This is a genomic window from Mucilaginibacter sp. RCC_168, from assembly GCF_041355315.1.
GTDB lineage: Bacteria > Bacteroidota > Bacteroidia > Sphingobacteriales > Sphingobacteriaceae > Mucilaginibacter.
Genome location: NZ_JBFUPN010000027.1, coordinates 1 through 25,309, shown reverse-complemented (window position 1 = coordinate 25,309; position 25,309 = coordinate 1). Strand labels below are relative to the sequence as shown.

Here is a 25,309-nt window from a genome sequence, read left to right as displayed (position 1 = left end):
ATAACCGTAAAATAGATGGTGTACGTTATAAATGCAAATATATAAAAATCTTTTGTTTTGCTAATTAATTTAGTATGGTTTTATTGTGTTTAAGAAATAAAGTATTATTACAATTATATTGGTGGCGATTGGACAAATTACGTATGATTTGTTTAGTCAAGCCGGTATCGGTTGTTTGATTTATTGGAACACACCGCGCCATTGCAGCGCTTAAACAACCGGCAGCGGCAAGCAGGAAAATTGTCAAGGGCGGTGCTGCCTGTAAATAGCAATTAACTGCACCGTTTATATACCCTTGACATTTTTCCTGCGATGCTAATTTTGTGATTGCGGTGTAATGGTGTTCGTAACGGCATTTGAGAGACATCGAAAAACTATTGTGAGCTTCAGCGAACATTAGATTGTCATAAGTAAGGAGGCTGTCGGTGTAATGAAACCGTCTGCCTCCTTGCCGAGCTTAATCCTTAATGCTTTTTATTATCTCATTGTAAATTTGTTCCGCCGTCATGTAAAGCAAACACACTTTATCGGATAATTCTTTAACCAACTTTTGATCGGGGTTAAAATCATCCTTATATCGAGCCGCGGAATAAGCAGTTTGTAACAGTTCAAAAAGCTGCACGTCTTCAGCAGAGCTGAGATCAAAAACTTCTTTAAGTTCGTTAGTGAAAATTAAACTTATACGGAGCATTCTCGCCAAATTATGAATAGCGATCCGGTAATCAAGGTTTACCCGAATAATTGCACTTAGGGTACTTTCAACTGCTTGGTGCATTAAGAACACTGAAAGGTTATAATTTCCTTCATCGATACTGTTTAATGCCGCATCCAGGAAACTCTTTCCCTGACTTCCCCATCGCGCCCAGTTTGCTTCGGCCCTAAATTTAATTACCTCCTTGTCGATGTGACGTAAAGTCGGTATCGCCAATTCTGCTGAACGATAAGCAATATTAGTCCTTTTTAACGTATTGATAAAAAATCGGTTTCCTTCATTTATCGCGCGAAGGAAACCGTCAGACTTATGCACAATGGCGCAAACATTTATCAAATATTTGCAATTCGTTTCGATCTTATTAATGAGCTCATGCTCCGGTGTTTTATCGGCTTCATCTATGATAATGAGCAAATAAAAAGTAGTTGGGGAAGGATGCGTGCCTAAATAAACAATCAGTTGAACGGAAGCGATTTCCGCGCAAATTATTTCGATCAGTTCGCCTAAACCATCCTTTTCTGCACTGGTTAGGACATTATTGAAAGTGCAGTCCTGTTTGAACAGGGGGATACCGGCTTTAATTTTTTGCGAAATTTCCGGCAAGTCTTCTGCTTTATCCGTCTTGATTTTAAGGGTTGGCGCGATTTCCCTCTGCCTTATGATCCATGCCGCCTCGTACAGTTTTTGCATATTTTCATAAAAATATATGATTTCACAAGCTTCCATTGATTCATCAACCGCATTGACTGATAAACCGGTTTCCAGCCATTCATACAGAAAGTTGCGGTATTGGTCAATACTATATGTTTTAAAGAATTCTCGGATAAACCTGTATGGATTTATGCGTTCAACAGCCGAAAGGTGTACCGGATAATCTATCCATTCATTTTCTTCCTGTTCTAACTGGTCATCAAAGTTTATCAGAACTTGTTTAGCAAGTTTTTTAGCTCTTTTGGTCTGACTAATCAGGTATATAGCTTCAACAAGTTTAACATTCAGGCGATGAGTATATAACAGGCTGGCTGGATTGTCGGTATCATCTTTATAATATCCCTCTTCTATTACATACTTACGCCACTTCAATAACTCTTCCAGGTGTCCCGCCAGCCAGTCCGCAGAATAGAAGTCCCTGATTACGAATAAAGGGTTATCGACTTCATCTTGATCAAGATATTTTGGATAAAAATTTTGTGTGTTAAATTGGTTTGCTTCCATCACTCCTACATTGAACCGGCCTCCATTAACCGACAAAACAAAAGAATAGCAAAACATCTCCGTAGCGAACCATAGCAAGTTGTACTTTACAATAAGCAGGTTGTTTTGTACATTTACCATTATAATATACCTTTGAATTATGGCAGAACCTAAATTGAACCTTGGACGAAAAATTAGTAAGATTCGCGAATTGCGGGGCATGAAGCAAGAAGCGTTAGCTACTTTATTAGGTGTAAGCCAACAAGCTATTTCTAAAATTGAGCAAAGTGATGAAGTTGAGGACCTGGCTCTTGAAAAAATAGCACAAGCTCTGGGGGTAACGGCTGAAGGAATAAAAAATTTTAATGAAGAGGCGGTTTTCAATATCATTGGAAATAACTACCATGACAATTCAAGCTCGGTTCAATACCAATGTACTTTCAATCCTATCGATAAGCTTATCGAGGTTTACGAAGAAAATAAAAAACTCTATGAGCAGTTGTTACAAAGTGAAAGAGAGAAAATTGAGATTTTAAAGAATTCAAAATAATACGAAGCCCCAAAAAAGGGGCTTTTATCTTTTATAGTTGAGATCAGCATAGTTCAAGTATTAGAAATGCTTATGCATTTCTAAGTTTCTACAGTCACAGAAATATTCATTTCTATAAATGTAGAAATCTAGTTTTCTATATCTCTACATTTGTAGCAAGGTATGGCATTGGTTAAGTTATTTGTTGGCGGGTTTCCGCTTGATATTGAAGAAATAGAACTGGCAAAGTTATTTGCACCCCATGGTGACATCAGCACCCTTAAAATCGTTCGGGACAAAAAAACAAAACTATGTAAAGGTTATGCCTTTATCGAGATGAACGAAAGGGCAGGTGCTGAAGTTGCTGTTGAAGCATTAAACGGCACTACGTTGGATGGAAAAGAACTAACGGTAAAGATCAATGAAGAACCAGCAGATAATTCTTTACTGTCCGATGAATTTACGGTTCCCCAACGACCTCCAGTTTATCAAAAGGTTTTAAGACCTTATTAGTTGGTTTATTAGAAATACATAATTATGTATTTCTAAGTTTACAGATTTGTATAAATGTTCATTTATACAAATCTGTAAATCTATTCTTCTACATTTCTACAATTGAACAAATGCAGAATTCTATACTTCTACATTCCGTTACTCAAGCCCCGTTTCTTCTTCCGTTTTCGCTTAAACTCATTTAATGCACCTTGATCCAATAAGCGCAAATATAACCGTGAAAGAAATAACCTTTACCGGACCAGGAAAATGGAGATTGGAGAGAATTTATATGACAGGCGAGATGATGGTGATCATCAAAAAGAATATCGGTTACTGGAAAAACTGGAACAATACCAGAAGCGAGGCCAGCCTGGAATTCTTAAACAAGGAAATGGTGAAATTAAACACGTACATGGATAAGTTGAAAACCGAAAACTGGAAGTTTAACCTGATCAACCTCTATTTTAGAGTATCCATGTCCAATAGTGAAGTCATCGAATCAAATACCAGGTCTCAACAGCTCTATTTAAAAGTCAAGAACATCATGCACAGGATCAGGAAGGCCCCGAATACAGATCAGGACGCCTTATACGCAGAATATGCATTAGCCGTTTTTGACATGTGTTCACAGTATGAGGACCTCTACTCAAAAATGGAGCATGACGTCAATATGGTTAGGGAAGAAATACTGCGCGATTTCTCCGTCAAATAATATTTACACCTTTTTTATCTTCAACCTGGCCGTTTCGTCATTGTTAACGTCGATACTAAAGTTAAAGAAATCGCAGCACTGGCGCTCGGTCTTTATAAAATCGGCCAGCAGGTCAACATTGTGGTCGGTTCCTGCACAGATAAGCACGAGAATGGAAAGTAAAAGCCCAACGCGCTGGTTGGGCTTAGTTGTTACTATAGCTGCTGTTCACAGGTGTGTGCCAGCAATGGATTAATTTTTCTTAAACCCTTTAACTAACTGTCTATAGTCTAAATATTTTCTCTCCCCACTCACTTTAAATACTTTTACCCTAAGAGAATCTTTTGTTTTAGATAAAGAGTCTCCTAAATCGACTTCTGATTCCCAATCAGCATAAATACCATATACATACCCTCCAGATAGAATTACTTTCATTGTATTATGATCCCCTTTGTCTCGATAAATAGAATCTATTCTACCGTGAAATTCCATAGAAGAAACGCCCTCCAGTACGATCTCCTCTTTAGTGAGAGACCAATACTTTTGCCAAAGAATGAAGAATACTACTATTATAAGTAGTACTATTATTTTAATCACTCCTGTTTTACTAACTGCCAAATTATTATTCATAATCTTACCATGTGTAACCGCGGCTATACATAAACCCAGCTTCAACGCTTGCAGTTGGAGCAATGGAAAACTGATCGGTTGTATACCCCCGATTGTTCGTGCCAAATGAAGCTGGATTAAATGGATTTCCTTTTGAACCTTCACCCTCACTTCCTCCTTTACTACAGATCATCTTTAGGGTTACTTTCAGTCTGTCCAGACCGGTTAATTTATACCACCCAAGATAGTGATGTACAGCTTACCTGCGATGTAATGCAGCAGTTCGGGGTTGTCTGTAGCTTGTCTTTGATCATCTATAAGCAAATAGACCAAGCCCTTTTTGATAAGGTGCTATCTATCCAGCAACTCCCTGATGAAGACAGGGAGCACATCATGTACGCTATAGATGGCCTCATTCAGCATGCTAAGACCCGAATAGTTTATAAAAAGTAACAACAACAAAGCCCGGCGCTCATCGGGCAGGCCCTGTTTAAACTACCTATCGCTTATCAATAGAACGCGTGGCTCACGCGCACCAGCCGGGATACTAACGCAAGGTCGATCGATAATCTAAAACCAACTTCTTATTCCCCTTTTTATATACTTCTAAAAGAAATGAGCCTTTTTTCTTATTTAATGAGTCTCCTATCTCAATTTTTGATGCCCATTGGGATTCTATTTGAAACACATAATGATTTTTCAGTATAGCTGTCCTCACGTTATGATTTGCTTTATCATCAAATAATGAATCAACTACGCCATTAACATTTTCTGACAAATCCATCTCAGTAATTATTTGTTTGGAAGAAGGTCCCCAAATTGTATTCCAAAGAAAAAATAAGATCAGACATGTAGGAACTATACCTAAAATACTGTAAATAATAATCTTATCAATTTTTCTCATATTTCTTTATTAATTACCAAGCCATGTTTGTCCATGACTAAACATTAAACCTACATCAAAACCACCTGAAAGAGTTACACCTCCGGTAGTATAGCCATCTGTATTTTTTCCAAAATTAGCAGGGTTCATCTGTTGAGCGCCTGTTAAATTAGGGTTAATACTCCCTCCGTAACTTGCGCCGATGATAAATGCAGAAGCACTATAAGATGAGGACGTACCTGAAAACTGATCTACATAGAATTGATTTCCGCGTGTAGGCTTAATACCTCCAACATCAACACCAGCCCCCATTGCAATTCCTATATTACCAGAAAATGTAAAAAATGTTTTTGAGTTTCCAACTGCGTCGATAACCTTTCCAGCAGCAATACCGGCTCCACCTATAAATGCAAATTGTGCAGTTAGGTCTACATAAGCCCCCTCTGTTCGCCTTGGTGTAATCACAGAGCCCGCAGCATTGGTTATGGTTCCATCCTTGGCCCACCTTAAACTAGGAGTACCGGGGTGGTCCATAAGCTTTTCCGCGCTTATGGTACCGTCACTATGTAGATTTACTTGATCTAATTTCTCTCCGCCCGTTGAAGCTGTGTAAGATGTAATTGTCGCCTCCTTTCCTACATATTTAGCGTCGTTACCATGAAATTGTTCTGCCGTCTTTTGGTCAACAACACGGTCGTCCCAAACATAGTTACCATTACCTTTATCCAACCAGTCATAGGCTTTCATCCCATCAGGGTCAATAAACCTAATAGGATTATTCTTACCATAAACATAAGGACTAAACCTCCTCGTCTTCTCCGCCAACGGATCCACACTCGTCCACCTTGCAATCACCGGATCATAGAACCTCGCACCGTAATCATAAAGCCCTAGATTCTCCTGTAATTCCTTTTTATTATAAAGATACTCATTCTTAATACCGTTTGTTTTATTATTTATTTCTTTTCCAAATGCATAGTAATCATCTGTCTGCACCTGTCGGGTAACACCGGTGCCTGTATCAAAATTTACCCGACTACTACCAAGGTGGTCGGTCAGCATATATTCATAGTTGTAAGCCGCAGCATCTTTTGGTAATACGCGGCCTTCCTCTGTCTGAATAAAGCTTACTGTTGGCATTGCCGAGGTTGTTCCGTCATACTGTATTCCATCAATATAATCTGTAGTCGACGTGCTTATTATTCTACGTAATTTGCGCCCGGCGGCATCATATACATATGTTGTATTCTTTCCATTTATTGTTTGCGGCAGATTTAGTAAGTTGTAAGTTATGCCAGTGATTCCTTTACCGTCATCACTGAAAAGGTTACCATTACCGTCATAGGTATAATTCGTCGTTCCGCCTTTTTGTCCAACTGTGCCCACTATCGCATCGTTCACGCTTTGCAGCCTATTGGTGCCTGTTGCATAAGTGTATGTCAATTGGTCGGTCAGGGTATTGGTGGTATAACGGTTTAATGTCTTGATATTACCCGTAAAGTCATAGGCAATGTTGCTTTCATTATTCCCGTTCGTCGTGTTGCCCAGGACAAGCCTGTTTAATTGATCATATACGTAAATCGCGGTGGTGGCAGTTCCTCCCGCTGTCAGCCAGGATTGATTAGACATATTCCCATTATACTGAGGGATAGTACCCGAATTATAATATAAATTCATTGTGAACTGATCTGACGAACTTCCGGACAACCATCCCCGTTCATTGTAGCTGTTAGTAACAGTTTGATAAAAATTTAAACTATCAAGGCTATGGATGTTTTTCTTGTAAACCTGACCAATCTCGTTGTAATCCGTTTTTGATATTAGTGTGCGTGCATCAATAGACTGCCCCAAATTCTGAATTTGTTCCCAGGTTTTCGTCTTCCTGCCCATATGGTCGTAAATATACTGGGTATTTATGGTCAATTGTGGATTTGTAGTACTGGTAGTTGTAAAATGCCTCCGGTTAGCGGTAGTCATCTGTTTATTGAAATTATACGTATAAAGTATGACATCGAAATTCGCGGGACTTGATATTCCATTTAGGTAATGTTGTTTATACGCCCTAATCGTATTACCCAGATCATCATAATAATTTACATTCCAAAGGAAATCTGGCGTTGGATTAGAAACGGTATTTAATATTGTCATTCTGGTTGCTGTCAACAGACCATTCGTCATCTGACTCACGCCGTTAGTTACTTTGTATCCATCCGGCAAGTTCGCAATTTTATAATCATCATAATTATTAATAATTAAGGTTTTGGACAAAGTGGGGTAGGTAGTGAGTATATACCCGGTTGGATAGGTTGAAGCTGTATTGGTATAGTCGCGTTCATCCCATTGTGCACCTCCATAGATACTGTTTTGCAGCGTTCCTAAAGCAATAACTGATCCTGCGTTCCATAAACCCGTCATGATTGCACGTCCCAACACATCATATTTAGTAACCGTCCATTGGTTAGCAAGCCTTTGCACACTGTCCTGGTTAAGTACCGGCTGATCGAGACGATTATATACCGTAAATTCCCAGCCTCTTCCTGGAATGCGTTTTTGTGTTAACCGATTCCGTTCATCATAACGGTACTGATAGCATAATCCGTTGAGTACCGTAGCAGATGGGATTCCATTATCCGGAAATGCCCCTGGAGGCAACACATAAGCCAGGTTACCCAAATCATCATACACATAATAAGTAGAAAACATCTGCAAAACAGGAGATGATCCGGGCACATAATTGAAGGTCCGTTTTAAGACTATATGTCCTTCTTTGTCTTTGTATTCTTCCACTGTACCGCCTCGTCCACTTTTCCAGTTTTCATCTTTGGATGTTGTTAGGAATAATTGACCAACACCGTAACTGCCGTTCAATGTTAATGTCCGGCTTTGATTACTGTTTGCAGTTGACTGATATAGGAGAACCAGTTTGGTATTCGCTGTATCTGTTAACGTCGTTTGATTATTGGCCGTGTAAGCTATTTTAATGGTATGTCCATTAACGCTATTGGGCACCGGTTGCCAATCAGTGCCGGGAGCACCTTGTTCAATATTCCTGTTTAATGGCGACGGCTCAAATGCGGTGACAGACTTAGGATAGTTTGTTGCTGTGACGCCAGCCGGTGGAGAAACGTAAAACAGCCCTTGCCCTAATCCAGGCGTCAATGCGTCAGCTTTATAGCTCCCGTCTATATTTGAACCGTTAGCTGGCGTATAAGGCAGGTATTTTTGGCTCACTCGCCCAAATCCATCATAAGCGAAGGGTTGGACGATGTCTTTTCCCCCGGGACTGCCTTGCACCTGAACCGTTTGAATGGCTCGTCCTAAACCGTCAAAATATTGTATGCTGGTTTGAACCTTTACTTTATCGGTAAGGGCAGTGCTTAACAGCGCGTTATTCGTCAGGCCCCTGTCACGGGGTATAGAGGTTACAATATAATTTTGATTTGCGCTAAAATTAAGCGGGGGGCCGGCATTCACGGTAATATTTAGCTGGGCGTCAGCGCTCTTACCAGAGCCGTTGTAAGCATTTATAGTATACGTGGCCATAGGTGCGGTAACTGTAGGTGTGCCGCTAACTGCCCCATTGACATTGTTAAAGGAGAGCCCCGGCGGAAGACCTGGACTGATGGTAAACGCGGAATAGATCACTTTACGGATGATATTGTTGCTGTAGTCACAGACATATAAATTACCCAGCCCATCATTGGTAATACCCCACGGTGTCGCAAAGGTGGCTACATTTCCAACGCCATCGTTCCAGCCAGTGGCCCCGGTTCCGGAAAGTGTACTTACGTTCCCGGCGGGAGTAATGCTTCTTATCTGAAAGCTGCCTGTCCCTTTATCCGCCACATATACGTTGCCGGATGGATCTACCGTTACTGCTGCCGGGTCATTGAAACTGGCAGTCGTAGCGCTGCCGTTTGCCATCCCGGAAGCACCGCTACCAGCAAAAGTGGTAACCACGCCAGCCTGGGTTATTTTGCGGATCACGTGGTTAAACCGATCGGCGACATAAATATTATTTGAAGCGTCAATGGCGATTCCGAATGGCGAGTTAAACGTTGCTGCGGTACCTGTTCCATTGGTAAATCCCCCGGTTCCATTGCCGGCCAGCGTCGTCACTACACCAGACGGGGTGATTTTTCTGACACAATTGTTCCCGCTTTCGGCAACATAAATATTACCCGATGGATCAGCAACAACACCTGTGGGAAAATTAAAACTGGCCGCAGCACCTGTGCCATTAACAAAACCGCCTGTTCCGCTTCCCGCCAGTGTTGTTACAACTCCCGAAGGCGTGATCTTTCGGATCATTTGGTTACCCAAATCCGCAACATAAATATTGCCGGCATTATCGGTACAGATCCCGTCCGGGTGACCCAAGGTAGCCACGGTACCGGTTCCATTGGTCGCACCGGGTGTTCCACTACCAGCAAAGGTTGTCACCACAGCCGATGGGGTAATCTTACGGATTACATTACCTGTCGCATCAGCGACATAGACATTACCCTGTTTGTCCATCGCTATGCCAACGGGGCCGTTAAAACTTGCAGTTGTGCCTGTTCCGTCGACAACAGCTCCCGCACCGCCACTTCCGGCGAACCTGCTGGTTTGTCCATTGATGCTCGGCGCTCCTCCATTATTGGAAGGAGAAAGTGCAGGTATTGTAGTATTAACGATATATGTCTGAGGGCTGTTGTAGGAAATATTAGGCACCTGCCCCATCAGGTTACCCGATATGATAAAAAGGCATAAAGCAGATAAAAAGTGAAATTTATTTTTTATATTTTTTTTCAGATTGATTAGCATGGCGATATCGGTCAAAGTGTTTAGGTTACTTATTGTCCTGGATAGTGATATTCATTATGTTTTGTGATATTCCGGTCTTTATCCTTGATGTTCATCAGACGCAGAAAACTATCATATTCATAATAGGTAGTCTCATTTTTTGCATCCGTACTGCTTGTTATACCGACCATCGGATCGAAAGTATAAGTCGTCATTTTAGCATCGACCGGATAAAAACGTACATCATCGATCTGCCCGTTGGGAATGCTAATCGTATACGTTCCTCCGGTTACACTTACAGGAGGTAATGTTTGCAAAGTCCAGATGCCGCCTGATTTTAGCCAATAGCTCAGCACATAGTTTTTTGATGACAGATTAGTTAAAGGTTTTGTGTAGGCTCCGATGAAACTTAAATGGCCGGTCTTGCTATCGTTGACGGAGCTGTTGCCTCCCCCTTCTTCAAAGCCATCAAAGTAAAAGTCTTTAACTCCGCTGGTCGTCGTCGTGGTTAAAAGTGTGGGATATGAAACGGATAAATTGATAGGAAGGCTCAGATTCTGCAAATCATAAATGCTGCCTTGCAAAGTGTATGTTCCCGGTGCCAGCCCATTAATTACCCTGCTTGAAGAATAATTCCCACATGTAGCGGTTCCTCCTGCCAAGCAAAGGGAAAAGAAGCCTGTGTCATAATTGTTTGGCCCTGTAATGTCGATAGATATTTCTGCCCGAACCGTACCACTTCCTTCATCGCCGCCATAATCTATAGACAGAACTGTCGCACCATCAGCACCAACGGTGAATTGCTGCGTGTAGGTGTTTCTATCGGTATAAGGGAATTGAATGGTAAAGCCATTCCCACTCGTTGTTTGGGTGGTGGTTACTTTGTAGGTATTCGAGGCATTATCGATAAATACCGTCGGATAGTTACTATTATAGCCCCATTGATAGGATTGATTTCGGCCATAGGCTGTATGTTGTTGCAACGGGTTTCCCGAAGGGTCCAAACGATCGATATACGTTCTTGGTTGATAGCTGGCATCTTTGGTAAGACCCGTCGCATTCGTCGCTTTGAGAAAATTCGATTTTGCGGAGACTAGGTCTGTTTTATAAACCAGATCCGGGATTGGAAAATCAGTATTGTAACTGTTTAATGAACCAGCGACTGTACGCAGGTTCGTCCCATCTCCATTCGAGCGTTGAGTGTACTGTTCAACAGGTAGACTGACGGCTTTTAGTGCTCTGAGATTTATAATCCCCAGTGTAAAACTATCTCCGGCGCCCTGGGAAAAATCCAATGGGTAAGTATAATTATTGATGAGTTTTTCTCCATTGCTGTTGAGCAATGTTTTTTGAACCATGTTTTTGGTGCCATTTACAGCATCGTATACATAGTTTGTGGTGGTCACCGTAGTCGGAGCAGTTTGATCTGACGGATAATCTGTTTCCACGCTTTGTTGCAGATAAGGATAAAAGGTATAATTGCGAATGGCGGAGCTTTTCCAGAAGTTCAGGATTCTTGTCGCTCCGCCAGCATTAACCTGTTGTACCCTACTGGTTGAGAATACGCTTTTTACGAAGGAATTGAATCTATTAGAATCATTATTATAGGTATTCTGGATTAGCTTTATAGGCTTATTGTTGTTATCTGTTGTTAACTGTGTCAACAACATGCCTCTTTCAAATGCCCGGTCATTGTAGTGATATATCGAAGTTTCGCTGGATAATATCCAAAATGCGGCATCGGGGCCGTTATTACCATAACCATTATCATGATTAGAATAAGTGTTGACGGTCATTCCATTGTATGTTCCGTTACTTTTTTGCCGCTCAATAACGTTGCCATAAGTGACGATATTTCCGTCATCGTTCTGTGAAGGAAATATGGGATTGCTGGAATAGAACGCGTAGTCAGCGGTCAAATAAGAAAAACTTGTGCCGTTCCCATATCTAAACTGGGATGTCACATTAAAGTATACCGGTTTGGACATACCCAATACGCCGCTGGAAACATTCGAAGCTAAGTCATTAACATAACTATATTCATAGGTAATTGGAGCAGCATTTGCCGCATCGGTTGTAACTATGTTCTTCACACGAACACCGCCGCCGATAGCATCTGCTGACAACATATTGACAGTAATTGGAAGGTCAGCCACCCATTTCCGGTAGCGATTAGCTTCATATGTAAATTGGGAATAACCACCGGAAGGGTAATTGATTTGGGTTAAAATTCCGGCTGTAACGTAGGTTGCATCCGGTTCTCTAAAATTAGTATAATAAGCCTGCCATGTTGCATCAGGAAAATTGTGACTGTCGAAAGTAGTTGGAAGTTTATAGAGTCGGTTAGTTGATGGGCCGATATAGAATCCCCAATGGTCAGTTTGTAGCGTCGCATAAGCTGGCAATGGTGTGGTATTATATTGAAAGGTATATGGCGGCAGTGATGTTCCGGTTGTCGAGTTGTAATATCCGGTTTCCTGAACAGAGTTTAAAAACATCCTCGTGGTGGCAATAGATATGCCGTTTTGGTTTGTATAATTGCCTTGGGTACCATAACTAAAATGTTCATTTTTTAGTTTGTTGCCGTTATAATCATCCAATTCAATATCATTTAGCTGACGCCAGCGGCAAGAAGGTGTATCGTGCAAATTGGGGTCAATATTATAGGTCAAATCAAAAAAGGAATTAAAAATGCTATAGGCTGTTTGGGCACCGCTATAAACACTAGTATTAGCCATAAAATTCAATCCAGTATATGGATAGTCCAATTGGTTGGTTTCCGGAGAGACTGTGGAATTAAATATTAATTTACCTTCCGGAAAAGTAATACTTTGTAGGTGTACTGGGTCCATGAAATTCATGCTGGCATCTAAAAAATCATTGTTAGTGGTCGAAGATGAAATTCCATAGCCATCAAAGATTTGGTACCAAGCTGGTTTAACGCCGTCCTGATAATTATAATAAGCCCCATTCGCAAAAGGACTATAAGTTAATTGAACACCGTCCCGGAAATAATTGTAGTTAATAGTTTTGCCGCTTGGCAGGATGATTTGGGTGATATGCCAGGCCATTGGAATGATGTAATAATTATAATTAACATGGGGACCGGCGCGGTTAAAATCTATGCTGGTATTGTTTGCAGGGTTGCCGCCACCAAATACATATTTCGTTCCATCTCCAGTTGTCAAGACAAATTTTGTAAACGTATTATAAATAGTATTTGAAAAAGGATGCAAAGTGTTTAAGGGATAAGTATTGAATGTACATTGTCCAAGAGTCTCCTCGATGGTTATATTTTCTCCGCCAGCAGCTCTAACCTTCCATTTACCATCTTCTCCCATAAAGAAAGCGCCACTTATACCATTGATGTTAAAATCGAATTCATCAGCAGCGGCATCCGCAAAAGCACCATCAACTATGTTATCGCCGGTATATTTTACAATTTGGGATTGGCTGCTCCAGGTACCGTTATTTAATCGGTTATGTACATCTGCATAATACCATCCAATCTCTCTCCGGCCATTAACTGTAGTAATTCCAATATCGGGATTCACATACTCATCTGTCATTCCATTGATCTTCCTGGTGATGGCAGATTCCGCAAATAAACTCCAACCGGTACCAACCCAACCTGCATGACTATTCGGTTGAATTCCTTTTGAATAATAAGATAGGTAAATTGGTAGGTTGAGATTGTCGACTTTAATATTATACAGCGGGACTTTAATGTCGGCTACACCGGTGAATTGGCTTACAGGAACTTTGCCATAGGTTGTAAATGCAGCCGCATTTGGCGGCGTTGTCAGTTCCGTTCCTGTTGAAGCAGCATTTGTAGATGAATTCTGTGCGTTTGCACCTTGAATAACAAAGTATCCTAAGAAAAGGAGTACAACGTTTCTTATCATAAGTTAAAATTGTGTTAGGTTTATTTATCGGTTAAGTATAGGCTTGGAACATTCGGTCTTATTATTTTATAAAAGCCGGGAGTTGGATGAACGGTTAACATCCTTCGGCAGAGGACAGCCAGTTTGGCCTTGGCAAACGTTGGCCTAACCTTGCAAAATATAAGCGAGACGCTAATGAAGTATCTTCATATGTAAATGATTTAGGTATTCAAATCTAATATAATAATATTCATTGCAGCAATAATTTATGTTAAATCATCATTCAATCAATGTGAAAAATGAAATACTATAACCCTATGTTTCAAGCAATTAAAAAACATTCCAATTAACACCCTTAACTATGATTTTGAATTAAAAAAATTAATTAATATTAAAAAAGTTAATTCATAGAAATTCATTGATTAGTCTCCGGAGATGTACTGGAAGGAAAATACCTGTTCCTCAAGTTAAGGAGAGGTGCCTCCACCAGGTGAGTGAAAATAGCCCCTATCAGTATTGAAAATAAAAGGTAGCAAATAGCATATAATGCCCAAATTACTGTATTGTCCTTTATCGATGGCACCCACGCAATGAAACACATGTTGATAAAAACATGCCAGAGATAAGTTGCATAGGATACACGCCCAATGTAAGCCAATATTTTATATCTCAGAAATTGCGCGTTGGAATTTAATGCCCCCATTAACAGAACTCCAAAACAAACGGGGTTCACACCAAGCGAGACAATGGCGATCCAGGAGTTATCAAACCGTGCGAACAGGAAGTTTGTAAGCAGCCATGCTATACTTAAGGTAATTAAGAAAAAGTTATACCGCTTAAAAAAAAGAAATCTTTCCGGGGAATAATGATAAAGCCAGGAAAGCAGTACGCCAAAGAGTAATGCGTCCAGTCTGAAGTGCGATTTTGCATATTGTGCTCCGAAATTAAAGCCAGGGTGATTGATGCATGCGAAAGTACGGAATAGGATACCCAATAATAATAAAACAGCCCAGGCGTAGAGTATATTTCGATAATTCAGTTTCTTCCACTTGATCAGGAGCAAAAAATAGAAAACCAACAATATATAAAAAAGTTCCTCTACGTCCAGTGACCAGGTATGTGGCCAGCGACCCGGCCAATAATTATTCAGAAAAAACGCATCCCGGGTATAAAGTAAAACTTGTTGTTTTATACTTTCATAATTATATAAAGCAGGCAGTTTTAATTTAAATATGGCAAAATCAATCAAAAAGGTAAGAAGCAGAAAGGTGTAAAACACCGGATAGATTTTGAAGCCTCTCCTGATCAAAAATTGATATGGGTTTATTTCACCCGTCTTCTTAAATTCCTGAAATAATAGGCCTGATACCAGAAAGCCACTAAGTACAAAGAAAAGATCGACACCGATCCAGCCCCCCGTTCGGATGAACTTTAAGACACTCCAAAAAAACCGTATAAAATGGCCACTAACCCCAGCCGGACTAATATCTGGTATTATTAAATGACTGAAGATCACCAATAGCACGGCAATACCGCGCATTAAATCCAAACGAATGTCGCGGCTCGGTTTTAATAAGGCATCGGTTGGCATATTCAATATACGTCCGTAAAACAGGTTAGGTTGCTTGCACCCCTGAATTTCTTTAGCGCATCGTCAAGAAAGTCCAATTCCCTAACATCATCAAACATTTGTAACAACGGCTCGAACAAAGAATCACGATCTGATATCCTGTTAAAATTCCTTTCAGCCAGATTTCCGGATACGATAGTAGTTTAAACCCCCAAAGGTGGGTTAGAAATGAATTTATTATGGATATAGAAACAATAATGAATTCTATAATAACAAATCCCATGATTGCGTCCCAAATTAGCCATTTTATCGGAGCCGCTTTTTAACATCAACAATCACATTCAGACTCTTAAATCAGATTTTTTTTTGAATTCGCAAACAATCTCTGGAGTCAGAGTCAGCCAAAGAAAAGATTCATCGAATCGGTGCCATGGGCTGCTCCGGATTGATCAAAGCCTTGTAGCCGCCTTCCTCATCAGGTTCAAAGGTAAAAGTCATTTCATCATTCAGCACGGCGATCGGTGGGTGTACCCCACCCATCAAAACGCGCTTTAAATTCGTACTCCTTTCCCTGGTAGGTAGGATACGAGTATGATAAACGGTTCATGCACATTAAAATTTGACCTTTGATGTATCCGTGATAATAATTTCCGGCTTTCCTTTATAGTCAATTACCTCCCCTTCCACCGTGATCATCTTACCGCTCAACTGATTTCCCAATTCTTTTGCTTTACCTTTTAGCGCGATCGTCAATAATTGATTGGGATAGGCTGCGCCTAAATTGACCAGTACCATACTGCCAATATCCTTACTGCTGTACACCTTGCCCTGCACACTCACGTTTTTCCCAATCGCATTCCTGATCGCCTCCAGCTTTACGGCACTTACACTTTGAGTACCAGCTGACGGCGAGGGCAATACGCTGTTCACCTTCACCTGCCCATTATTGAACAGTTTATTGAGTTCACCAGCCAAACGGATACCGGCCTGATCGATACGCTTATGGATAACGGTGATGTATTTCTGGTAATAAGTTTCATCTATTTCCTGACCGGGTTTGGCTTGTGCATAAAGCTCGCTACTGACCAGGTAGCTTTCCCAGATCCATTCCATGGGGCTATCTGATTGCCATTGCTTGATCTGCGCCGTTGTCGCTACATCGTAAGACCTGACAATTTCCGCTTCGCTGAAACCTTCATGATCGATCAGTTTGCTATCCCAAAGGCTGTGCAGGTTAGTTCCCTTATTGTCAAAACGTACTTGTATGGTGTTACCACCTTTATCTTCTTTACGACTGACGTGCATCGGCTGATGAGCGTCACCGACCAGATGGATCAGGTATTTTAGCGCCTCGTTCTTTTGATCGGGTGTTAAACCTTTGTCCCGCAGGCTTGCTTCCGTCTTCAGGATCGCACTATAAACATTATTATCGCTTTCACTTACAAATTTGACAAACTGTTCGTGCGTTAAACCCAGGGGCAGGTTTAAAAAATGCCAGGGTGCGGTAGTTTGAAGTACTTAATAGTTTGCATAATACATTCCTTTAGTACCAACTTACTATCCAGAATTTTTACGTTCGTGATCTTTGTTTGGATAATAAGCAGGTAGGTTTGCATTATTAAATTATTGGCTGATGAAATCTTTGCACGAACGAGCAAGCTTGCCAACAAGCATATATTCTTAATTTCAATATCTAAATTCAGTTTACAAAATGTTGGAATATTTCCCTCTCACCTTATGCAAAAAGTGCTGTATTTCTATAAAACTACAATTGCAGTTTTATTCATTTACAGCAATAGCCATTACATGGATAACCCGCGTTTCTTTTTTCGCTTCCTGCGCCGGTTTGGTGTTAGTGCCGGATCAGCCATATCACTATTAGAGTGGTTAGTGCCGAGCAGATCGCTGATAAAACCGCGATCAGATACACTCTGAGCAGCCACCTGCTGCCGATCCGGTTGTTGTCTTGTCTTATTTGTTCCGTGCTGGCCTCCGTCATTTTGATCTGAAAGACGATACCCGTCGCTAGTCTCTCTAGTTCTTGTAGTCGGTATGTGCTGTCTGCTATCCGCTTTGCTGATCCGTTCCTGTAGTCGTCCTGTGCCTTGAGATGTAGTAGACGGATCTCCATGAGCAGTTTTCGGGCCTCTTCTATGTCCTTTTGCAATCGCGATGATTCTTCCATAGGTATCGACTCCCGTTGCACTTTGCCCGGCTGCTGTTCTAAGGTTTGCCTCGTGAACTGCTGCGTAATCTCTTTCTTGTTCATAACTGATACTGTTTTTTACCGATGACCATTTGTAAGTATTGCCTAAATGTTGCCCTTTGAACTGCATTCCTTCAAAACCATAAGAGATACCACTCACGAAGCCGGTACTGGCCTGATTGAACCGGACATCGATGCCTTTTGCTTCCAATTGCTTGATGAACTGCTCTGTAATTAGTTTCTTACTCAGCACTTCTTTTAGCATAACCTGTAACTTCATTTTGGTAGAAGGGGTATCGGTCCGTTTTATCATTTCGAGTTCGTTCTTGGTCATTGCTCTTTCCTGTGCCTGTTTGCTGGAGATCACTTCTGTTAGTCCGTATTGCTTTTCGAGTTTTCTTAAAACAGCTTCACTGCGCTCGTAGTCTTTGCTATCGGATACCAAACTACCGTCATAGCCGATCCTATTGACCAGGAGATGCAAATGCGGGTGGTCGGCATCATAATGCCGGAAGATCATATATTGGTGCTGATCAAAGCCCATATTGTTCAAATATTCATTTGCAATAATGTTCATTTGTTCATTGCCTAGGTTTTCATCAGGCGGAAAGTTCAGGGATGTATGGTAAAAATATTTGGCCAGGTTGGGGCGCTGCATCCTGACCATCTTCACTTCTTCCATAATGGATTTTTCGTTTACTTCAGTAAAAGAAGTGTCCAGTATTTCTGCTTTGCCCTGGCTAACTTTCTCCAGGTTATAATTCAGTGCTCCCCTGAATCCTTTGCCCTTCACCTGGTCTGCTGTCATGAATCAATAATTTAAGAATGTCTCTTTGCTGTTTGGCCAGTTCCGCGATAACGCCAACGAAGTTGGGTTGTTTACCCGCGTTCATCTGCCTGGTGATCTGGTTCAGGTTCACGCCGATTTGATGCAGCTCCCGGTACATCGCGGCAGTGACCGGCGATATTTTAACCTGTGGGAATTTCCCTGTAAAGATCTTCTGCCGTATCCAGTTGGCGGGTGTCATCGCCGATGCTTCGGCATAGGTTAATACCCGTTCATTCTCGCCGGTTGTTAATCGGATATTGACCTGGACAACTCTTTTGTCTTCTTCCTTTACCAGTGGTCTTCCCATGATCTTTGATTTTAAACGAAGTGCAAAATCGCTCTTGTCTCCAAAGGAGCAAGCCGTTTAAGCGTAGCGAAAACATGGCTTGCTCCATTCCTAAAAGACAGTTTCATTTAGCGATACGGATACGTTTACTCTGCACTTCCCCACGCAATACTTTCTGTATATCCTCGAAGCTGTAATATAAAATGCCGCCGATCTTGGTAAAGGGAATAGTGCCATTGTCCCGCAAAGTTTGGAGGGTATTGTTGGAGATCTTGAGCAGGTTCTTGACCTGGTAACTCTTGAGGTATTTAGGTGGTAGCCCTTCGGCTGATCCGCCGGATAATAATGCCTTGATTTGATTTACGAGTTTCTCACCAAACTCAGTCAGGTCTTCCCTGGTGATAATTTCTGTTGCCATAACTTCAATTTTGTTAAATCACTTTTATTAGCGGTTGAGCCAGTATGAATTGACATGAGCTTAACTTCATGCATTACAATTATGAGATGCATCGCTTTGGTACAAAATTGAGTTAAGTGAGTGGGAAAATACTCCGAGTTTGTCCGAGTCGGACTGAATGTTAATGGCATCTCGTCAGCATGATGTTACCATTTGCTGTCGTTTTGTGGATTCTTTATAAAGTTGTCCAGATCTTTTAGATAAGCAGTAAAAGCGGAGAGAATATAATTTTGCATTATAAAATATTCATCATCAACCGGATTATTCGGGGAGTTCAAAATTTTAATTAAAAGGTCGGCTTTTGATAGCTGCCCAGGTTTCAGAGTAAAAGTGTCTTTCAAATGGCCTCCAAAGAAATGCCTTAGACTATCTACTGTTCTTATGAATTCATTTTTAATTTGGAATTTCAATGGAAGCGTTTGAAGCGATTTGTTATTAAGTTTTGTCTTTTCGAATGTTATCAAATAAATTGCGCTAGCAAACCGTTTGATGTCTTGCGAATCGCTGCACTTTAATTGCACATCGTTTAATAAAAATGCATCTTGATTTACTGGTTTAAAGATGTGGTCTCTTGATTTGTTTTCACAAGTTTCATTAATTGACGCCATTTTTTGGAAGAGTGCCGACACTTTTTTAAATAATTCAGACTGTTCTAAATCTAATCCAGTCGTAGTATTATCAAACTTTGAAATTAAATAATTTTTGAATAGATCACCTTTAATTAGTCCTTGCTTGTTGTTTTCTTCTATTAGTCCTTTGTTGATAAGCACTTGAGCAATGTAGTTTTTAATGTCTACTTTTTCTTTATTAACTATCTGCATTAATAGTCTAGTTTCTCTATCGTCGAAATTTCGATAAATTTCCTCAAAGTGCGGGTATAGTGAATTATCAGAAAATCTTAAACCTGAAAATAGAGACTCAATTATTATTGTTGTGTAAAATGGAACGCCACCACATAATTTGTAATAATAATGGGGGTCACTATTTTCCTTATTTGGGAAAGATACTTTATTACTTATCCATTCGGTGAAACTGTCTTCTTTCAGGGAATCAACGTATAAAATTTCGCTGCTTAACGTATTTAACTCTGCTGAGCCTGTCATAGTGCAAATCTTATCCCAAGTCATTGTTCCCGCGATAATAAAGCATAGGGGTACTATTGACTCATTAATTTGTGACTGTCCAATATTTCTAAATAAAAAAAATCCTTTGGGGTCATCAAATCCATATAGAAAAAGATGTTCATACTCGTCAATAAGTAGGACAAAAGTTGTGTTGAAATACTCAGAAAAAAAATTGTAAAACTCTTTTAGCAGATCATTAATTCGATAGTCAGCAACATTAAGTAACGTTTCATAAAAATCTTCCCAATCAAGTGTTTTTTTAAAAACAACATTTTTTAGTTTTATCTCAGAGTCTAATAGGCCTTTTATCGATAACTCCTGAACCGATCGGGCTAAAATAAATCTGTACACATTTGCATTCCCCTTAATAAAAGAGTATTCTTTAATATCTATGAAAACAGTCACAAATTTATTGTCAGACTTTAGTCGCGTTTCAAGACATCGTAATACAGACGTTTTTCCGAATCTTCTTTCGCCGACTATTTGGATATTATTGTACCGATACAGGTGACCAACCAATTTTTCAAGCAGCCCTCCGGGTTTATTTCTTCCATATAAATACTGAGGATCAGTAATTATACCTTTTAAATGAGCTTTCATTACTTATCCTTTAATATGTCTAGTTCTAACTCTATATCTCGATGTTGATTTTCCCACCATCTTCGAAACAAATCAACTTTGATAATATAGGTTGTTATTGTTTCGTCTTCCACCTCTTCTATAATTTCCTTGTCTCGTAAGTAAGCGATGGCTTCAGCGAGTTTAGGTGCGAAACCTACAATGTCTCTTGAACTCCATAGTTCCTGTAGCTCAGGATAAGAAATACCTCTAGGAACGATCTTGTTTTTATTTTTGAAGCATATAGAACTAATCAGACTTTGAATTTCATGCGTATCGGAAGGACTATACTGGTTATTTTGAAATGTTCCTGCCGATAGTAAAGTTATTAGTGAATCTTCGGACGGAGGGCGATTTTCACCAATCAATGTTTTTACAACAATTTCAATCTCTGGATAACCTAAAATTGATCGATTATTTTCAACCGCGTAATAGCCGCAATTTTTACATAGTATTTGTATAAAATAAGGCACTCGACCAGATAAAAATAAAATGTGCTCAATAGCTTCTGGTGTGAACTCTAACTTGTCCTTTATAACATTTATAAGATCCTTTGCTGCAACTACGTCAATATTCGAAATAAGCTTTTCTACTGTGTTAGTCAATTGACCGGTTATACCATACTGGGAGTTTTTAATAAGTTCTTTAAGATCGTATGTGCCAGCGAAAATAAAACTCGATATGCCATTTAGCGCATATTGTCTTATTGCTGCAAGGAATGACTGGTCTAATCTTCCATTATCATGTAATAACTTGTAGTAGGCAAATTCATCAATTAAGAAAACTGGATAGTATCCCTTGTTATTAAGATGTTCGATTATCTTCTTCCAATCTTTAAAACGTGGTTTTAAGTTCAAAGCCAACAGTGCTTCTGGGGGCAGAAAGCCGTTAGTGCAGAGATTTTCAATTTTACTAATTGTGCTATCATATAAAAGGAATGCCCATAAATCCTGAGCGTTTGATTGACCAGAGGCTTCCGATAAATCCCAAAAGAACGTGATGATATGCTTTTCTTCTCCTTCAATTTTAATCAGTTCTCCTTCAATTTCTTTTTCCAAGTATCTCAATACCGAGCTTTTTCCAGTCCTAGTCAGGCCGTATAGTATATATGTCTTGTCTCTATTGATTGACTTATAATGCTGGCTTAATAGCTTTATCAAAGTCTCGCGCCCTTTGAATAAATGCTGTTTAGGGATTTTAGTTTCATTCCATGGTAATTCGTCAAGTTTCAAAAGTGAACCAGTTTCTTTTTCAAGAGTGAATTCAATCGCCTGTTGAATGATTTCCTTATTTTGATAAATAGGTGAAAGTTGAACGTTTAATTTAGCAGCTTTCTGAATTTTAAGTAGGTGGGAATCTAATTCTATTTCTATGGGAACCAAGCCATTAACGGCAATCTCTGTATCAAATTTTTTTTCTGAGTGTAAAATGGATTGGCCGTCTAATGCCGATACCTGTAGCTTTAAAATAAAAGATGACGCTGTGGACTGACCTTGGTTTTTTACTACTAAGTTTACAAAAAAGCTGCCATTTTTTTTAAATATAAAGCTCGGATCGGTCAATGCAGATAAAATTGGTATTGTTTGCCTGACCCGTTCTCTTTCAATAAGGTTTATATCGGTTCTCCATTTTTTTAACAATGGATAAAACATAGCTCGTCCCCAATAGGTCGTGTTTTCTAATATAAACTTAATTTGGTTATCTATTTCCGTTCTGACTTGGTACAGTATATTTGTTCTTTCCGAAATTGTCCTATCTAAGTATGGTAGATAAATTTTTAATATATCATCCAGTGAATTTGAAATCTCATGATCGGTTTCGCTGAGTAATTCGCTTTCATTCTTTATCGAATTCCACGTTTCAAGAATAATAGGGGTGTTTTTAGGAATAAACGCAAGGCTCCGAAGGCTTACTAAGTTCTTCTCAAATAATTCCTTTTGATTTTTTCGGCGTTTAATATATCTATAGAACACTTGTCCAACACTTAAATTGGAGTCAACCCGTATATTCTCGTATAAATTCAGTTGTTCAACAAGCTGTTTTTTAACAACTTGTTGCCTCAATGATTTTAAATAATTATAAAACTCTCCTGTGTCTCTGCCCGGTCGACTAATCCTATCCCATATTCTGATTGACACCGATCCAAAATGGATAATGGCTTGATGGGTTTTTAATACAATATCTTTATTAGTGTGATAAACACAATACCTTATTACTTGATTAAAATATTTTAAGCTTAGGATATCTTTAAAGTCATCCCCATTTCTATATAGAAAATAAGAAACTGTTACTTTTAAATAATTTGTAAGTAGGAATAGTAGTTTCCTAGTGTCGTTTTCTAAATTTAAAGAGGCTTCGATATAACTACAGGTACTATCCTTAAGCCTTTTAAGTCTGTTAGGGTCAGGTTCTGAGTTAAATAATTCAATTCTATATGTATAAAAAATAGCGTTGCTCTTATGTGCGGAATATTTAGCTAATGCGTCAATGAAATCACTATAGTTGTATGTTGCAGCCTTTAAGTCATTAAAAGCTTTTGCAGCTTCTAAATATAATGGATAAACTAAGGATAAATCTTTCGTAATGTTGTTTTGAGCGATAGAGTATAATCTGCCTGCATCTTCAATCGATACCTTTCCGTTCTTTACAATGATGTTATCTCGGTAATCAAAGTCCTCTATGTCAAATTTCAACATTGGACTCACGTAATCAATTTGATCGTCATTGATTTCGATCGAAAAATCACTTTCCAAGTCAGCTTTAGCGTCTCTTTTTATAGAGTTTAAAAAATTGGAAATAATTGCAGTCGGAGTGTATTTATAAGCAATTTGAGCCGTAGATGTAGCACTTTCAATTTCATTTAATCTTAAATATAATTTTGCCACTTCGAAATATAAGTGCCCAAGATTAGAGGTTTTGGCGTTTAGTGTCTTATTAATCTCAATAAGTTCGGAATAGTTTTTAATGGCCTCCTGGTAATCGTCGGTGGCACTATTCATTTGGGCCTTTAATATTAAAAACTTTGCTTTATTCTCAAGTGGTAGATTAGACTTAAGATTATCATCAAGCAAATGGTGTGCTTTATTATACATCTTCATTCTCTGTAATAATGTCACGTAGTGATGTATAAATATTTCTGATCTCAAATCAGAAGAATCATATATCTCGCGGAATAAGCTTAATTTTTGATCATCGTTGTCTAGTATCTTCGCCTTGTTGAACATTTGGCCGGCCTCCGATAAGCTTAGACGTGAAATTCTATAAAAGTCGTCAATTTCATCTATTAACCATTTTGGATCTTTAGCAAGTTTAATTGCGTTGTCGTAAAACTTTCTCGCATTCCGTAAATCGTTAATCGCAACAAAAGCCCTTGCTAAAAATAAGTTTGCCAAGTATATATTCAGATTTTTGCTTAATAAATCATTTAACTCGTCTATAAATGATTCTAAATTATTCGATTTCTTAGCACGAATTAATCTTGTTTCAAAGTCGTTATATCTTATAAGTTTCAATGGCTCATTCATACCAAATTTGCTTTATTTACCGCAAATAAGGCTCTTTCTTGAATTTTGACGGGGTCAGATAAGCAGTATTGCGACGAAGGTTTGTCCAAATCTAATACCCTTAAGCTTAAGATCAAAATATTAAAATTGTATATTTAATTTGAGCATGTATCCGCGGATATTTGTATCATAAGTTTAATTTTATCGTGAATGCGTATATCGATTAACTAAGTGACCTTTAGCTCCAGCATAAATTTGACCGCATTTCGACATTGTGTGTGTAATGAAAGTGCCCATAATTGGAATCAGAACACTTCATCAAATTAAACGTGATTCTTACACCAAAACTTTCGTTGAATTAGAAGTTTTTATTTTTGCATTTGTCTAAGCATTTCGTTCTGAATTTCAGAAGCAAGCTGCTCAGAAGTAGGGAGATAAAGTTGGTACTTAGAGGCAAAAATATTGCTCTTCTCCGGCAGAGAATATTTCACTACTGTATCGTTCTTTTCTAAGCATAGCAAAATTCCCACCGTAGGGCTTTCATGGGATAATTTCTCAACACGGTCATAATAATTAACATACATCTGCAACTGCCCGATATCCTGATGTGTAATCTTATGAGTTTTCAGTTCAACGATAACAAAGCATTGCAGTAACCGGTTATAAAACACCAGATCAACAAAAAAATCATCACCATCTAAATGGATACGCTTTTGCCTGGCAACAAAGGAAAAGCCATTTCCCAATTCTAGCATAAATTCCTGTAGATGGGTGATCAACGCATTTTCTAGATCTTTTTCATAATATGCGGCCTCCGGTTTGAGTCCCAAGAATTCAAGCACCATCGGGTCTTTAATTGGGTATTCTGCGGAGGGTGACCATGCTATTCCGTGGCAAACGGAGCATGTATTTGGCTGGCGGACGAGTACAGCAA

The 25,309-nt window shown here is 39.4% G+C and carries 16 protein-coding genes and 1 pseudogene; 3 read left to right on the top strand and 14 right to left on the bottom strand.

From position 1 onward, the window contains the following. Positions 1-457: 457 nt before the first annotated feature. Positions 458-1,927: a HEPN domain-containing protein gene (locus tag AB6735_RS23210; protein ID WP_370998484.1), complete on the bottom strand. Its 1,470-nt coding sequence runs from the start codon at positions 1,925-1,927 to the stop codon at positions 458-460. Between the two features lie 139 nt (positions 1,928-2,066). Here AB6735_RS23210 and AB6735_RS23205 point away from each other — a divergent pair, with 139 nt between their 5' ends. From AB6735_RS23205 to AB6735_RS23195, 3 genes are all read left to right on the top strand, one after another. Next, positions 2,067-2,456 carry a helix-turn-helix domain-containing protein gene (locus AB6735_RS23205; protein ID WP_370998483.1) on the top strand — a complete coding sequence of 130 codons (390 nt, stop codon included), beginning with the start codon at positions 2,067-2,069 and terminating at the stop codon, positions 2,454-2,456. Positions 2,457-2,618: 162 nt separating this feature from the next. Continuing rightward, positions 2,619-2,948, top strand: coding sequence for an RNA recognition motif domain-containing protein (locus tag AB6735_RS23200; protein ID WP_370998482.1), 330 nt, complete (start codon positions 2,619-2,621; stop codon positions 2,946-2,948). Positions 2,949-3,165: 217 nt separating this feature from the next. Next, on the top strand, positions 3,166-3,642 hold the full coding sequence (locus AB6735_RS23195) for a hypothetical protein (protein ID WP_370998481.1): 477 nt from the start codon (positions 3,166-3,168) through the stop codon (positions 3,640-3,642). A gap of 3 nt (positions 3,643-3,645) precedes the next feature. Here the strand turns inward: AB6735_RS23195 and AB6735_RS23190 are convergent, their stop codons facing one another. The 13 genes and pseudogenes from AB6735_RS23190 to AB6735_RS23130 all read right to left on the bottom strand — a co-directional run. Next, positions 3,646-3,789 (bottom strand): hypothetical protein, encoded by a 144-nt coding sequence (locus AB6735_RS23190; RefSeq protein ID WP_370998480.1) that lies wholly within the window; start codon positions 3,787-3,789, stop codon positions 3,646-3,648. 84 nt (positions 3,790-3,873) lie between these two features. After that, positions 3,874-4,356, bottom strand: coding sequence for a hypothetical protein (locus AB6735_RS23185; protein ID WP_370998478.1), 483 nt, complete (start codon positions 4,354-4,356; stop codon positions 3,874-3,876). A 421-nt stretch (positions 4,357-4,777) separates the two neighbouring features. Then, positions 4,778-5,134: a hypothetical protein gene (locus AB6735_RS23180; RefSeq protein WP_370998477.1), complete on the bottom strand. Its 357-nt coding sequence runs from the start codon at positions 5,132-5,134 to the stop codon at positions 4,778-4,780. Positions 5,135-5,143: 9 nt separating this feature from the next. Next, positions 5,144-9,934 carry a DUF6443 domain-containing protein gene (locus AB6735_RS23175; RefSeq protein WP_370998476.1) on the bottom strand — a complete coding sequence of 1,597 codons (4,791 nt, stop codon included), beginning with the start codon at positions 9,932-9,934 and terminating at the stop codon, positions 5,144-5,146. Positions 9,935-9,948: 14 nt separating this feature from the next. Continuing rightward, positions 9,949-13,803 (bottom strand): hypothetical protein, encoded by a 3,855-nt coding sequence (locus AB6735_RS23170; RefSeq protein WP_370998475.1) that lies wholly within the window; start codon positions 13,801-13,803, stop codon positions 9,949-9,951. Positions 13,804-14,197: 394 nt separating this feature from the next. Next, the gene (locus tag AB6735_RS23165; protein WP_370998474.1) at positions 14,198-15,373 is read right to left on the bottom strand and encodes an acyltransferase family protein; all 1,176 of its coding nucleotides are present in this window, start codon (positions 15,371-15,373) and stop codon (positions 14,198-14,200) included. Between the two features lie 591 nt (positions 15,374-15,964). Further along, positions 15,965-16,852, bottom strand: a pseudogene (locus AB6735_RS23160) (S1/P1 nuclease); the annotation flags it as partial. A 302-nt stretch (positions 16,853-17,154) separates the two neighbouring features. Further along, positions 17,155-18,366, bottom strand: coding sequence for a relaxase/mobilization nuclease domain-containing protein (locus AB6735_RS23155; protein ID WP_370998473.1), 1,212 nt, complete (start codon positions 18,364-18,366; stop codon positions 17,155-17,157). Further along, positions 18,314-18,694: a plasmid mobilization relaxosome protein MobC gene (mobC, locus tag AB6735_RS23150; protein WP_370998472.1), complete on the bottom strand. Its 381-nt coding sequence runs from the start codon at positions 18,692-18,694 to the stop codon at positions 18,314-18,316. The genes AB6735_RS23155 and mobC overlap by 53 nt, the downstream gene beginning before the upstream one ends. 103 nt (positions 18,695-18,797) lie before the next feature. Continuing rightward, positions 18,798-19,091 (bottom strand): helix-turn-helix domain-containing protein, encoded by a 294-nt coding sequence (locus AB6735_RS23145; RefSeq protein ID WP_370998471.1) that lies wholly within the window; start codon positions 19,089-19,091, stop codon positions 18,798-18,800. A gap of 185 nt (positions 19,092-19,276) precedes the next feature. Next, complete coding sequence (locus AB6735_RS23140; RefSeq protein WP_370998470.1) at positions 19,277-20,854, bottom strand: hypothetical protein; 1,578 nt, start codon at positions 20,852-20,854, stop codon at positions 19,277-19,279. Further along, on the bottom strand, positions 20,854-24,396 hold the full coding sequence (locus AB6735_RS23135; RefSeq protein WP_370998469.1) for a hypothetical protein: 3,543 nt from the start codon (positions 24,394-24,396) through the stop codon (positions 20,854-20,856). The genes AB6735_RS23140 and AB6735_RS23135 overlap by 1 nt, the downstream gene beginning before the upstream one ends. 347 nt (positions 24,397-24,743) lie before the next feature. Continuing rightward, the coding region (locus tag AB6735_RS23130; RefSeq protein ID WP_370998468.1) for a PDDEXK nuclease domain-containing protein at positions 24,744-25,309 on the bottom strand (566 nt) is incomplete at its 5' end.